Here is a 13,707-nt window from a genome sequence, read left to right as displayed (position 1 = left end):
ACCCAGGGAAGCCTATGACATCCGCACCCAGCTATCAGGAGATCGAGCGCGCCGCCAAACACCGCGACCTTGCTGTGCTTGGCGCCCTACACCCGCGCCATAGCCCAGTTCAGGGCCTGTCGGGCGGTACCCTGGTCCTCCTAGGCCTTCTGGGGCCGGAATGCTGGCCCCGCATCACCGGCGCGCCGGAGTTCAGAGATGCTGCGGACGATCCGCTGGACCGCTGGTCTGAGCGGGTCATCGACGCCTTGGCGACAGATACCGGAGCCACCGCCCACTACCCCTTTGGCGGGCCGCCCTATACGCCCTTCATCAACTGGGCGCTGGCCTCGGGGCGGGCTTTCACATCCCCGTCGCACATGCTGGTCCATGATACGGTTGGCATGATGATCTCGTACCGGGGAGCGCTTCACTTGCAGCAGGAGATCGATCTACCACCGCCTCCTCTGGCGCAGTCCCCCTGCGACAGCTGCGTGGCCAGACCCTGCCTCAGCACCTGCCCGGTACAGGCGTTGGTGGCGGGTGGCCCCTACGGTGTTACCGGCTGTCACAGCCATCTGGACACCCCGGAGGGCGCTCCTTGCCTTGAAAACGGCTGCCTTGCCCGGCTTGCCTGCCCCCTCAGCCAGGGGGCCGGTCGCGACCCGGTGCAATCGGCCCATCACATGAGCTATTTTCACAAGACATGACCTGCACACTTATTCTGACCCGCCACGCTAAATCCGCCTGGGACACCAGCGCCCCCAGCGACCATGCCCGCCCCCTGAACAAACGGGGCCGCGCCTCGGCCAAGGCATTGGGCGACTGGCTGCGGGACATCGATCAGTTGCCGGGACAGGTGCTTTCTTCCTCTTCGCAGCGCACGCGGGAAACCTATCAGCTGATGGATCTCTTCGCACCGACTATCTTTACCGAACGGCTGTTCCACGCCAGCCCGGAGATCATCTTTGAGGTTCTGAAACAGGCCGAACATCCGCGAACCATGATCCTGTGCCACAACCCGGGCATTGCCGCATTTGCCCATGCCATCGTAAGCCATCCGCCAGACCATTCGCGATTTGACGACTACCCCACCGGCGCCACGCTGATCGCCCGCTTTGACATCGACCGCTGGAGCGATCTGACCTGGGGCAGCGGCAAGGTGGTGGATTTCATCGTGCCACGCGAACTTCTGGGCGCCTGAGCCCCCACAATAAGAAAAACCCGCCGGAATATCCGGCGGGTTTCTTATTGGCGCAATGATCGGGAAGATCAGTGACCCAGGATCTGGCTCAGGAAGAGCTGGGTACGTTCGCTTTGCGGGTTGTTGAAGAAGGCTTCCGGCTCATTCTGCTCAACGATCTGACCCGCATCCATGAAGATAACCCGGTTCGCCACCTGACGGGCAAAACCCATCTCGTGGGTCACGCAAAGCATGGTCATGCCCTCTTCCGCCAGTTCGATCATGGTGTCGAGCACCTCTTTGATCATCTCGGGGTCAAGCGCCGAGGTCGGCTCATCGAACAGCATGATGCGCGGCATCATGCAAAGGGAGCGCGCGATCGCCACACGCTGCTGCTGACCACCGGACAGCTGGCCCGGGAACTTGTTGGCTTGATCGGGGATCTTGACCTTTTCAAGGAAATGCATCGCCCGCTCTTCGGCTTCCTTCTTGGGCGTCTTGCGAACCCAGATCGGCGCCAGCGTGCAGTTTTCCAGAATGGTCAGATGCGGGAACAAGTTGAAGTGCTGAAAGCACATGCCAACCTCGGACCGAATCTTGTCGATGTTCTTCAGATCCGACGACAGCAGCGTGCCATCCACGGTGATCGACCCCTGCTGGTGTTCTTCCAGCGCGTTGATGCAGCGGATCAGTGTCGATTTACCAGAGCCAGACGGGCCGCAAATTACGATCCGTTCGCCCTCATAGACCGTCAGGTTGATATCGCGCAGCACGTGAAAGGAGCCGTACCACTTGTTCATTCCATCAATGGTGATCGCGACTTTGTCGGATACCTGCATTTGTGAAGTGCCAGTCATGTCTTGGCCTCCTTATCGGTGATCGGTCGCAAGGCGGCGTTCCAGCCATTGCGAGTATTGTGAGATGCCGTAGCAGACGACAAAGAACAGAGCGGCAGCGAAGCCCAGAAGCTCCCAGTAGACGCCATTCCATTCGGTCGAAGCGAGGATCGGTCCGCGGATCATGCCCACCAGGTCGAACATCGAAATGACCGACACCAGCGTGGTATCCTTGAACAGGCCCACGGCCACGTTGACGATGCCCGGGATCGAGATCTTCAGCGCCTGCGGCAGGATGATCAGACGCATTGCCTGCGGGTAATCGAGCCCCAGCGAATCCGCCGCCTCATACTGCCCTTTGGGCAGGGCCGCGAGACCACCACGGATCACCTCGGCGATATAGGCCGCGGAGAACATGGTGATCATGATGACCACACGCAGGAACAGGTCCACCGTGGCATCAGGCGGGAAGAAATAGGCCAGCATCACCGACGCCACGAACAGCAGCGTGATCAGCGGCACACCGCGCACGAACTCGATGAAGACCACGCAGATCCATTTGATCAGCGGCATGTCAGACTGACGGCCCAGCGCCAGGGCAATGCCCAGCGGCAGGGACAGCGACACGCAGGTCACACCCAGCATCAGGTTCAGCATGAAGCCACCCAGGTCACGCGAAGGCACCGCTGGCAGCATCGCATTGTCCGACGCCCCTTCGGGGATCAGCAAGCTGCCCAGCCACCAGATGATCAGGGCTGCAGCAATGCCACCAAAGAAGCCCGCGGCGAAGGAACCCCGTCCATAGATCTGGAACACCACGCCGCCAACGATGAACCCCAGAAGGGCCAGGATCGGCGCCATGATTGTGCCACCCCAGATCAGCCAGAAGGCAATAAAGGGATAGAGCGCGGTGAAGATCAGCATCTTACGGGGCAAATCGAAGAACAGTACTGGCGCAATCGCCACCAGCAGCAGAACCAGCGCCAGGTTCGGGCGCCAGTAGAACTCTGCCGGGTATTTGAACCCGTAAAGAAGCTGGTGCCAGCGTTCGGTCAGAACCGAGAAACAGGCCCCGACCTTGCCATCCAGAACCTCGCGGCACTCATTCAGCGAGTTGGTCGTCCACACGCCATTCACCAGCCAGGGCACGGTGTTCTGCAGGATCATGTAGATCAGGGTCAGCGCCACAAGGGTCAGGATCCCGTTGGGAATGCTGGAGAACAGATTTTCCCGCAGCCACCTGACCACGCCAGCCTGACTGGCAGGCGGCGGTGAGGGCGGAATGGTGCCTTCGGCGACAAAGGCAATCTGATGGGTTGTCTTGTCACTCATGGCTTAGCGCTCCTTCAGCTTCACGGAGGCGTTGTAGATGTTCATCACCATCGAGATGACCAGCGATGCCGTGAGATAGAACAGCATCAACAGGAGCACGCATTCGATCGCGCGTCCGGTCTGGTTGAGGGTAATGCCGCCCAGGGTCGCGGTGATATCCGCATAGCCCACGGCGATCGCCAGCGAGGAGTTCTTGGTGATGTTGAGATACTGCGAAATCAGCGGCGGAATGATCACCCGCAGCGCCTGAGGCAGAATCACCAGGTTCATGATGCGTCCGGGCCGCAGTCCCAGCGCGGCCGCCGCTTCGGTCTGGCCCTTGGAGATCGCCTGGATCCCTGCCCGCACGTTCTCGGCGATAAAGGCACCGGTGTAGATCGAAAGTGCGAACCACAGTGCGATCAGCGGACCGCCGATCTTGATACCGCCCTGGAAGTTGAACCCTTTGAGTGCGGGAACTTCCCAGGTCAGCCCCATGATGAGCATCAGCAGGATGAATGGCACCAGCCAGACGCCCAGCACCATCAGCAGCGTCTTGGGGCGCACGCCGGTGGCTTCCTGTTTCGCGGTCGCCCAGGTCTCGATCCGGCGGGTGACGAACAGCGAGCCGATCAGAACCGCCAGCACCAGAACCCAATTGAGGGCGGTGGAAGCAAACAGACCGCTCTCGAACCACGGCATCGGAATGTAGACACCCCGGTTGGTGAAGGCGAAGAGATCCAGCAGCATCGTCGAATCCGGATTGTCACCGCGGAAGGCCCGCGGTCCCGGCAATACGGCGGTCATGATCGTAAAGATGATGATGATCCAGATCAGAACCGGAATGTTGCGGAAGATCTCGACGTAGATCGCCATCAGCTTGGAGACGAGCCAGTTGTTGGACAGGCGCAGAACGCCGGCGATCACGCCGAAAATCGTCGCCGTAACGCAGGCAAGGAAAGCAACCAGAAGCGTATTCAGAACGCCCACAAGGGCGGCACGCCCGTGGCTGTCCTGGTTGTCATATTCGACAAGCCGCTGGTTGATATCATAGCCGGCGGGATTGCCCAGAAAGTCATAAGAGATGTTGAGGCCCGCGGCGCGCAGGTTCTGGATCAGGTTATTCCCCAGATACCAGATCGAAAGTGCAAGCAGGAGCGCGGCAATCGCCTGAAAGGTCAATGAACGATAGCGGGTATCGTTGATCAACATAGACAGCCGGAACCCGTCCTGTGGAGGGTCAGAGAGAGTTGACATGTAAAGAGATCCCCGAGGCTACAGATCTGTGTCCCGGCAGGGTTTTCCCCTGCTCCGCAGAAATCCGAAGCTCATTTTTTTCAGATAGGAAAAGGGCGCAGGATGTCCTGCGCCCTCTCCGTTTTGTGCTTACCGGAACGGCGGCGAGTACAGCAGACCACCTTCGGTCCACTGTGCGTTCAGACCACGGGCCAGACCGATCGGGGTGTCTTCACCGATGTTCTTGGCGAAGACTTCACCGTAGTTACCGCCAGCGGCGATTGCGTTCTTGGCCCAGTCAGCCGACAGACCCAGCATCTCGCCCAGGGTACCTTCGGTGCCCAGCAGACGGTTGATTTCGGGGTTGTTGGTGCCTGCGGACATTTCAGCCAGGTTGGCCGAGGTCACGCCCAGCTCTTCGGCGGTGATCAGAGCGTTGAGGGTCCAGCGGACCACGTCGCCCCATTCGTTGTCGCCGTGGCGGACAAGCGGACCGAGCGGCTCTTTGGAGATGATCTCGGGCAGCAGCACGTGGCCTGCCGGATCGTCAAAGGTTGCGCGGGTCGCGGCCAGGCCGGATGCGTCGGTGGTGTAAACGTCACAGGCGCCAGCCAGATACTGCTGCTGTGCTTCGGCGTTGGTTTCGATCGGAACCGGCTCGTAGCTGATGTTGTTCGAGCGGAAGAAGTCCGCCAGGTTCAGCTCGGTGGTGGTACCGGTCTGGATGCAGACGGTTGCGCCGTCCAGTTCCTTCGCCGAGGAAACACCCAGGTCCTTGGGAACCATGAAGCCCTGACCGTCGTAGTAGTTCACGCCGGTGAATTCGAACTTCAGATCAACGTCGCGCGAAAAGGTCCAGGTGGTGTTACGCGCCAGCATGTCGATTTCACCCGAGGCCAGAGCCGTGAAGCGGGTTTTGCCGGTGGTCGGCACGAATTCAACAGCGGTCGAGTCGCCCAGAGTGGCCGCAGCAACAGCGCGGCAGACGGCGACGTCAAAACCTTCCCATTCCCCATTCGCATTCGGAGCAGCAAAACCGACCAGACCGGTGGTGACGCCGCAGTTCAGTTTGCCGCGGGCTTTCACATCGTCCAGCGTACCGGCAGCAGCTGCACCAGCTGCAATCCCGGCCACGGTCAGCGCGCCCAAAAATACGGATTTGTTCATTTTTACCTCTTCCTGATGTTCCACCTGTACAGGTGGTTTTTTTCCGCCGTTAGCCATACCGGAACGACGGGATCTAGGGAAAACACCTAAATCACAGGGAAGTTTGGGCGGATTCATAAACAAACGTCAAGGGTTGGATCACCAAATTCGATGGACGCATAGCGAACAGGGGGGCGATTGTTAAAATTTTTCGCTCAACCGTCCCGCTGTGATATTTCCTGTCTCACGTCCTATCCCGGCGGCTGTCTCAACCCGAGAAATCGTAGAACCGTTTAGCGTGCAAAAAAGAATCACGCTTCAGTTCTGCTGTGGTTTGCGCCTCTTCATCGACGCCCCACTGCTCTTCCTGCCAGCGTTCATCTAGCCGGGACAACTGCCAGATCTCCTCGGCGTCGCGCCAGTCCATAGCGGCAGCAAAGCCCAGGATCAGAGACCCCGACATCCCCACGAGATCGTGAAACCCAGCGAGCTGAAATGGGGTCATCCCATGCACCCGGGCGCGCAGGTCAGCAATAGTGGCCGCATCCTGCGGCTGATGAAGAACACCGCTGCGCGGATGCAAGCGTGCGCCCAGCGCCTCATGCGCCCAGTCGAGCGCCGGATCCCATTCCTCGGCTTGACGGGCGACCAGTTCCTTCGGGCTATCGGCCCGGTAGCACAGCAAATCGGAATCGCCATATTCAGCCAGCATATCAGCCACTTCGGCGTGCTGATGGGTCACCTTGTCGATGGCAGCATTGGCCGAGCGGGTAAAAGGCATGGTGGCGGGATTGACCGATTCGGTCTGCGCGTCCCACTCCGCTGCGATGGCTTCGGCCATCTGCTGCGAGGGGACTTCAAGCAGCGCCTTCGCCGGGGTTTTGACCCGGCGCCCGTCCAGCTCGACGGTATAGCCGTCATCCGTCTCGGCGATTGCCGTCGCTTTCCAGAATCGTTTCGGTGCCCATTCGCTCATTGTCTTATGCCTTCCAGATCTTCTCTAGCAGCGGTTCCAACTCGGTAAAACTGCCGATCATATGGTCTGCCTGCAGCCGCTCTGCCGGGTGATAACCCCAGTCCACCGCGATGGTGGTGACCCCAGCCGCGCGGCCCATATCCATATCAAAGCTGGTATCGCCGATCATCACCGCATGGCGCGCGTCCACTCCGGTTTCAGCGAGCGCCGTCAGCACCATCGAGGGATGCGGTTTGGACGGGTGGTGATCGGCCACCTGCCGGGTCACGAAACAGTCCAGATCATGCGCCGCGATCAGCGCATCGAGGCCCCGCTGTGATTTCCCGGTCGCGACACCCAACAGGTATTCGGGCACCGCGTGCAGGGCGTCCAAAGCCTCCCGTGCGCCCGGAAACAGCGGCGAGTGCCCCGCCCCTGCAGCCTGGCGCGCCGACATATAAGCCTGCTTGTAGCCATCCACCAACGCAGCCTGTGCCGTTGTTCCCGCCTCGGGCGCCAGCTGCGCCATAGCCTGCGGCAGCGACAGCCCGACGATCGACAGGACCGCATCGCGCGAAGGTGCGGGCAAATCGACCGTCGCAAAGGCCGCGCTCATCGCGCTGGTGATGGCTGCCTGACTATCGGCAAGGGTGCCATCCACATCGAACAGTACCAGCCGCAGCGGGGTACTCATAGGAGGCCCTCGAACGGATCCTCCGCCGCCAGATCCTCGGTCCAGCCAAAGGTGTCCCAGCTGTGTTTCATGTGCTCGGGCAGCTCTGCGGTAACCGAGATCTGCTTTTTCGTCACCGGATGCTCAAACGCCATCCGGCGGCAATGCAGGTGCAGTTTCTTGCTGATGATGCCGCCCAGTTGCGCGCCCCAGCCGTCGCCCAGGTTTTCCTGACCCGAGCCGCCGTATTTGCCATCGCCGACAATCGGGTGGCCGATCTCGGCCATATGCGCGCGTAGCTGGTGGGTACGGCCCGTGACCGGCTCCATCGCCACCCAGGAGGCGCGCCCCGCCACCCGGTAGAGCGTGGCATAAAAGGTATGTGCCCGCTTGGCGCCCGGCGTGTTGTCGATCTCGGAAGGATGCACCGCGATCATCTTTTCGCCTTCGCCGCTGCGGCCATGACCGCCCGCCTTTACAAGACCCGCCTTGATTTCGCCCAGGTACGGCGTCGGAACGCCGGCAACCAGCGCCCAGTAGATCTTGCGCGTGTTGCGATGGCGGAAGGCGGCGGTCAGCGCCTGCGCGGCTGCCCGCGTTCGCGCCAGAACCAGTACACCCGAGGTATCCTTGTCCAGCCGGTGCACCAGTCGGGGCTTTTCATCATAGCCAAAGCGCAGAGCCTCGGACAGGCCATCCACGTGTTTGGTGGTGCCACTGCCGCCCTGCACTGCCAGCCCGTGGGGCTTGTTCAGCACGATGACATCATCGTCTTTGTAGATCACGCAATCGCGGATCATCTTGGCATCCGCATCCGAGATCCGCCGCTTTTCCGGCGTGATCGGCTGGTGGTCGGCCGACGGCAGCGGCGGCACGCGCACGGACTGCCCGGCCTCAACACGGGTGCTGGCCTTGACCCGGCCACCGTCAATGCGAAGCTCACCCTTGCGGCACATCTTCTCGATGCGGCCCTGGCTGACATGTGGGAACAGGCGCCGCAGCCAGCGGTCCACGCGCTGGTCCGCATCCTCTTCGGTGACGGTGATTGTCTGAACGCCGCTCATGCGAAAACTCCTCTGGCGGCCATCAGGCCCAAAAACAGACCGCCAACAGACAGTCCCACAGACAGCACAATATAGAGAGCCGCCTGACCCATTGCACCCCGTTCGATCATATTCGCCGTCTCAAGCGAGAAGGCCGAGAAGGTCGTGAAGCCGCCCAGCATGCCAGTCATCACAAAAGGGCTGAGATGGGTCAGCCCCTTGTGCGCGGCGGTGACAGCAAAGACCCCCATGATGAAGGAACCGATCACGTTGACGGTGATGATCGCCAAGGGAAAATCGCCATGGCCGAACAGTCGGACCACGCCAAGCCCGGTCAGATAGCGGCAGGCGGCCCCAAGGGCGCCGCCAAGGGCGACATATAGAACGGTGAGATACATGCGCGGTCTGTCGCGCGGTGGGCCACGGATGTCAAGTTTTCAACGCGCAAAGCGGCCAAGCGCAAAATTCATGCCAACCTTCCAGTGGGTGGATGTCTTGTCAGACCTGCACGCCCCCTTAGTTTGTCAGCCATCCACTGGGAGGAGACCCTTATGCCATCTCGCCGTTCCTTTCTCGCCAGCCTTGCCGCGCTGCCGCTTTTGCCCCGCAGTGGCTGGGCCGCGGCGCAGGTTCAGCTTGTGCTGGCGCCCCTGCAGCAACAGATCGCGCCCGTGCAATACGGCAAGACAGATCTTTGGGGGGTGAACAGCAGCATGCCGGGACCGGCCCTCCAGGCCAGGCAAGGGGACCGGCTAAAGGTTCAGGTCAACAACGGGCTGCCGCAAGAAACCTCGATGCACTGGCACGGCATCCGCATCGAAAACGCCATGGACGGCGTACCGGGGCTGACGCAGGATCCCATCGCGCCGGGCGCAGAGTTTACCTATGATTTCGCCCTGCCCGATGCCGGGACCTATTGGTACCATTCCCACGCCCAGTCGGTCGAACAGGTGGAGCGCGGCATTCAGGGCCCACTGATCGTGGCCGAACACGACGCCCCCGATGTGGATCAGGATCTTGTGCTGATACTGGATGACATCCGCCTCATGCAGGATGCGGCGGTGGACCCGGTGTTCGACCACCCCCACGACATGTCCCACGCCGGGCGCATGGGCAATGTGATGCTGACCAACGGCCAGATCGAGGCGCGCTACCCCGTGCAGCAGGGCGACCGGCTGCGCCTGCGGCTGATCAACAGCGCCAATGCCCGGATCTTTGCCCTTGGGCTGCAGGGGCTGACAGGTTGGATCATGGCTTATGACGGCATGCCTCTGACAGCGCCGGAAGATATCCCCGACCAACTGCTGCTGGCACCCGCGCAGCGGATCGACCTGATCGTCGATGTGACGGCCGACGCGGGCGAGGATGCCTTTCTGGTGCAGTTCGAACGCGATGGCGGTTACGCGCAGGCGAGCTTTCCGGTCTCTGCCGGGACCAAGAGCACCCGCAACATGCCCGCACCGCTCCCACCCAACCCGGACCATGCGATCACCCTCGGCAATGCGCGCAGTGCGACCCTGCGCATGGAGGGCGGCGCCATGGGCGGCATGCGGGCCGCTGAGTGGCAGGGAGAGACGCAAGGCATGCGCTCGCTAGCGCAGGCGGGTCAATTCTGGGCGCTGAATGGCGTGGTCGGCCGACCGAACGCCCCGCTTGTACGCGCGTCCATTGGCGAGACGGTCAAACTCACCATGGTCAACGACACCGCCTTTCCCCATGCAATGCATCTGCACGGCATGCATTTTGCCGAAGTCCTGCCGGGCGGCGGGCTTGGTCCCCTGCGCGATACGCTGTTGATGATGCGCGGGGAGACGCGGACCGTCGCATTCAACGCCCACAACCCCGGCAAATGGCTGCTGCATTGCCATATGCTATCGCATCACGCGGCGGGCATGGGCACCTGGGTCGAGGTCACCGCCTGACCTGATCCGCCCGTCACCCGGTCAACTGTTCCGCTGTAGCCGCAGCTTGGCAAAGAACTCGGTCCGCCGTTTCAATTCCCGTTCAAACCCGCGCTCGACGGGCTGATAGAGAACCGGGCGTTTGACGCCTTCGGGGAAATAGTTCTGCCCGGAAAAGCCATCCTCGGCATCATGATCATACTGGTAGCCCGCGCCATAGCCCTGTTCGGTCATCAGCTTAGTCGGGGCATTCATGATATGTTTCGGTGGCGGCGTGCTGCCCGTTTCCTTGGCCAACCGTCGGGCGGCCTTGTAGGCCATGTAGCCCGCGTTGGTCTTTGGCGCGAGTGCCAGATAGATCACCGCCTGCGCCAGCGCCAGCTCCCCTTCCGGGCTACCGAGCCGTTCGTAGGTCTCCCAGGCTTGCAAACAGACAGCCTGCGCCTGTGGGTCCGCCAGCGCGATATCCTCGACCGCCATCCGGGTCAGCCGCCGGGCCAGAAAACGCGGATCCTCGCCGCCCTCCAGCATGCGCGCATACCAGTAAAGCGCCGCATCGGGATCCGAGCCGCGCACGGATTTGTGCAGCGCCGAGATCAGGTTGTAATGCTCCTCGCCGGATTTGTCGTATTTCGCCGCCCGCCGCATCAGCCGGGTCGCCAGCGCCTCGCGCCCGAGCGGCGCCTCAACCCGCCAGGCAGAGACCTGTTCGATCAGATTGAGCAGCGCACGCCCATCGCCATCCGCCATTTCCTGCAGCGCGTCGCGCGCATCGCCGGTCAGCGGCAGCGCCCGGCCGAGTTCCTTCTCGGCGCGCTGGGTCAGCAGTTCCAGATCCGCCAGCGGCAGGCGTTCCAGCACCAGCACCTGCGAGCGCGACAACAGAGCGGCATTCAGCTCGAAACTCGGGTTTTCGGTGGTGGCGCCGACCAGAAGGATGGTGCCATCCTCCATATGCGGCAGGAACCCGTCCTGCTGCGCCTTGTTGAAACGGTGGATCTCATCAACGAACAGCAGCGTGCCCTGTCCATTGGCGCGCCTGTGCTTGGCCGCCTCGAACACCTTCTTCAGATCCGGTACGCCAGTGAAGATGGCCGAGATCTGCACGAAATGCAGATCGGTTTCCTTAGCCAGAAGCCGCGCGATGGTGGTCTTCCCCACCCCCGGCGGCCCCCAGAACACCAATGAGGACAGCGATCCCGATGCCAGCATGACACCCAGTGGTGCCTCCGGTCCCAGCACCTGCTGCTGGCCGATCACCTCGGACAGGGAGCGCGGGCGCAGACGGTCCGCCAGCGGCCTGTTGGGTTCTTCGCCGCCCGTGGGCTGTGGTGCGTCGCTGTCAAAAAGATCTGCCATGGATCAGAGCCGGAAACGCAGACTGACGCGCTGCCCGCGCCGCAACAGGTCGAGAACCAGCCAGCCCTGCGTGCGGCCCATCAGATCGACCACATCCTGCGGCGCCGTGACCGCTTCGCCGTTGATCCCGAGCAGGACATCGCCCCGCTGCAGCCCCGCCCGCGCACCGTAAGGCCCCGGATCGGCGATCACCACACCTTCGGCCGAGAGCGGCAATTGCAAATCCACGATGAGCCGCGGGTTAATGCGCGCCACCGTCAGCCCGGGCAGTGGGCTGCGTTCGCCCAGTTGCACTGGGTCGGCCGCAGGATTGTCCGGGGCGCTGTACATCTCGACCCGCACCACTTTTTTCTCACCGCCGCGCCAGCGCGCCACGTCCGAACTGCCGCCCAGACCGGCAATGGTCATGCGGAACACCATCTCGGACGGTGAATTTACCGGCTCTCCGTCGACCTCGGTCACCACATCGCCGACTTCAAATCCCGCCTTGGCAAAGGGGCTTTCGGGGTGGAGTTCGGAGATCAGCATGCCTTCGGGGCGTGGCATCCCCAGCGAGGCCGCCAGATCCGCATCCACCGGTTGCCCGGTCATCCCTGCCCAGGGGCGCTGAAAGCTTTCCGCGCCCGCGCGGGCCTGATGCAGGAACTCCCGAACCAGATTGGCTGGAATGGCAAAGCCGATGCCGTTGGATCCGCCCGAACGGCTAAGGATCCGTGTGTTGATCCCGATGAGCTCGCCATTCACGTCGATCAGCGCCCCACCAGAGTTGCCGGGATTGATCGGCGCGTCGGTCTGGATGTAATAGCCGAAACCTTCTCCGGTGCCGGTGCCCGTGCGCGCCAGCCCCGAAATGATACCGCTACTGACCGTCTGCCCCACACCAAAGGGATTGCCGATGGCCAGGGCCAATTCGCCGACCTCAACCTGATCGCTGTTGCGCAGATTGAGGAACGGCAGGCCCTCTGCATCTTCAAGCCGCAGGATCGCCAGATCGCTGGCCTGATCTGCGAGGACCACGCGGGCCTCATACTCGCGCCGGTCCGTGGTCACCACGCGGATTTCCGTCGCCATGCCGACAACATGATAATTGGACACCACGATGCCATCCTCGGCAAGGATCACCCCTGACCCCAATGAGTTCTGCACCCGGGGGCGAGGGTTGGAAAAACTGCGGAAGAAATCGTCAAAGAAGGGATCGCCCGCAAAAGGCGATGCCTGCGGCGCCTCGGTCACGATCTTGGCGTAGATATTGACCACCGCCGGGGCCGCCTGTTTCACCAATGGTGCAAACCCCAGCGAAATTTCCGCCTGCGACTGCGGCACACGCGTTTCGGCAGGGGCCTGCGTGCCCAGAGCCAGGGCCAGCATCAGAGCGGTCAAAACAGCGCGGATCATATCGCCTCCATTCCTCGGTCAGAACAGGATATGCGGAGGCTGGCAGCGGAATGCAAGCGCAGCATCCGAGACAGGAGCGGTCCCCTGCCGGACCGGCACGCGAGGACGGAAATGAAAAAGCCCCTGCAGGCACAGCTGCAGGGGCCAGAATGACAGACCGTTGTGGCCTGTAATTTATTATTCGTCGTCGGCAGCCGCTTCGGCTTCGGCAACGCGCGCCTTGTCGGCAGCGCCCTTGGCATTTACGTCGCGGTCAACGAATTCGATGATCGCCATCGGCGCCATGTCGCCATAACGGAAGCCGGCTTTCAGGATACGGACGTAACCGCCCTGACGATCCTTGTAGCGCGGGCCCAGAACGTCGAACAGTTTCGACACATACTGGTCTTCCTTCAGACGCGAGGCGGCGTTCCGGCGGGAGTGCAGGTCGCCTTTTTTCGCCAGCGTGATCAGTTTTTCAACGATCGGACGCAGTTCTTTTGCCTTGGGCAATGTGGTTTTGATCTGCTCATGCTCGATGAGCGAGCCAGCCATGTTTGCAAACAGAGCCTTGCGGTGCTCATGGGTGCGGTTCAGGCGGCGATATCCACGTGCGTGACGCATTTTCTAGTTCCTTCTAAAGGTTTTGCTTTGTCTGTCAGCCGATGCGTGTCAGCTGCTCTCCTTGGGGCGGGTTTGCCCTGATTGTCC

At 61.8% G+C, this 13,707-nt stretch carries 14 protein-coding genes; 3 read left to right on the top strand and 11 right to left on the bottom strand.

Going from position 1 to position 13,707, the window contains the following annotated elements:
• Positions 1 to 14 precede the first annotated feature (14 nt).
• Together SM764_RS20870 and SM764_RS20865 are read left to right on the top strand one after the other, a co-directional pair.
• Entirely contained in the window at positions 15 to 689 is a 675-nt protein-coding gene (locus SM764_RS20870; protein WP_369002659.1) for a ferredoxin, read from the top strand.
• A complete protein-coding gene (locus SM764_RS20865) occupies positions 686 to 1,183 on the top strand; it encodes a SixA phosphatase family protein (RefSeq protein WP_369002658.1) in 498 nt (165 codons plus the stop codon). The genes SM764_RS20870 and SM764_RS20865 overlap by 4 nt, the downstream gene beginning before the upstream one ends.
• 68 nt (positions 1,184 to 1,251) lie before the next feature.
• Here the strand turns inward: SM764_RS20865 and SM764_RS20860 are convergent, their stop codons facing one another.
• The 8 genes from SM764_RS20860 to crcB all read right to left on the bottom strand — a co-directional run bounded on the left by SM764_RS20860 (position 1,252) and on the right by crcB (position 8,760).
• Positions 1,252 to 2,001, bottom strand: coding sequence for an amino acid ABC transporter ATP-binding protein (locus SM764_RS20860; protein ID WP_082996035.1), 750 nt, complete (start codon positions 1,999 to 2,001; stop codon positions 1,252 to 1,254).
• A gap of 30 nt (positions 2,002 to 2,031) precedes the next feature.
• A complete protein-coding gene (locus SM764_RS20855) occupies positions 2,032 to 3,330 on the bottom strand; it encodes an amino acid ABC transporter permease (protein WP_274834283.1) in 1,299 nt (432 codons plus the stop codon).
• A 3-nt stretch (positions 3,331 to 3,333) separates the two neighbouring features.
• Positions 3,334 to 4,566, bottom strand: a complete 1,233-nt coding sequence (locus SM764_RS20850; protein WP_369002657.1) for an amino acid ABC transporter permease — start codon at positions 4,564 to 4,566, stop codon at positions 3,334 to 3,336.
• A gap of 129 nt (positions 4,567 to 4,695) precedes the next feature.
• Positions 4,696 to 5,712, bottom strand: a complete 1,017-nt coding sequence (locus SM764_RS20845; RefSeq protein WP_065273588.1) for an amino acid ABC transporter substrate-binding protein — start codon at positions 5,710 to 5,712, stop codon at positions 4,696 to 4,698.
• A gap of 247 nt (positions 5,713 to 5,959) precedes the next feature.
• Complete coding sequence (locus tag SM764_RS20840) at positions 5,960 to 6,667, bottom strand: ATP12 family chaperone protein (protein ID WP_274834279.1); 708 nt, start codon at positions 6,665 to 6,667, stop codon at positions 5,960 to 5,962.
• 4 nt (positions 6,668 to 6,671) lie between these two features.
• On the bottom strand, positions 6,672 to 7,340 hold the full coding sequence (locus tag SM764_RS20835; protein WP_369002656.1) for an HAD-IA family hydrolase: 669 nt from the start codon (positions 7,338 to 7,340) through the stop codon (positions 6,672 to 6,674).
• Complete coding sequence (locus tag SM764_RS20830) at positions 7,337 to 8,383, bottom strand: RluA family pseudouridine synthase (protein WP_369002655.1); 1,047 nt, start codon at positions 8,381 to 8,383, stop codon at positions 7,337 to 7,339. The genes SM764_RS20835 and SM764_RS20830 overlap by 4 nt, the downstream gene beginning before the upstream one ends.
• Positions 8,380 to 8,760, bottom strand: a complete 381-nt coding sequence (gene crcB / locus SM764_RS20825) for a fluoride efflux transporter CrcB (protein WP_065271442.1) — start codon at positions 8,758 to 8,760, stop codon at positions 8,380 to 8,382. The genes SM764_RS20830 and crcB overlap by 4 nt, the downstream gene beginning before the upstream one ends.
• 153 nt (positions 8,761 to 8,913) lie before the next feature.
• On the opposite strand from crcB, the gene SM764_RS20820 reads away from it, so the two are divergent.
• Positions 8,914 to 10,284 (top strand): multicopper oxidase family protein, encoded by a 1,371-nt coding sequence (locus SM764_RS20820; protein WP_369002654.1) that lies wholly within the window; start codon positions 8,914 to 8,916, stop codon positions 10,282 to 10,284.
• A 21-nt stretch (positions 10,285 to 10,305) separates the two neighbouring features.
• On the opposite strand, the gene SM764_RS20815 is transcribed toward SM764_RS20820, so the two are convergent.
• The 3 genes from SM764_RS20815 to rplQ all read right to left on the bottom strand — a co-directional run bounded on the left by SM764_RS20815 (position 10,306) and on the right by rplQ (position 13,620).
• Complete coding sequence (locus SM764_RS20815; RefSeq protein WP_274830246.1) at positions 10,306 to 11,622, bottom strand: replication-associated recombination protein A; 1,317 nt, start codon at positions 11,620 to 11,622, stop codon at positions 10,306 to 10,308.
• 3 nt (positions 11,623 to 11,625) lie between these two features.
• The gene (locus tag SM764_RS20810) at positions 11,626 to 13,017 is read right to left on the bottom strand and encodes a trypsin-like peptidase domain-containing protein (RefSeq protein ID WP_369002653.1); all 1,392 of its coding nucleotides are present in this window, start codon (positions 13,015 to 13,017) and stop codon (positions 11,626 to 11,628) included.
• Between the two features lie 177 nt (positions 13,018 to 13,194).
• Positions 13,195 to 13,620 (bottom strand): 50S ribosomal protein L17, encoded by a 426-nt coding sequence (rplQ, locus tag SM764_RS20805; protein WP_065271446.1) that lies wholly within the window; start codon positions 13,618 to 13,620, stop codon positions 13,195 to 13,197.
• Positions 13,621 to 13,707: the final 87 nt, after the last annotated feature.

Source organism: Pseudophaeobacter sp. 1A16562, from assembly GCF_041008785.1.
Classification (GTDB): Bacteria; Pseudomonadota; Alphaproteobacteria; order Rhodobacterales; family Rhodobacteraceae; genus Phycobacter; species Phycobacter gallaeciensis_A.
Note: the sequence above shows the minus strand (reverse complement) of the source record. Positions and strands in the feature narration are given on the sequence as shown.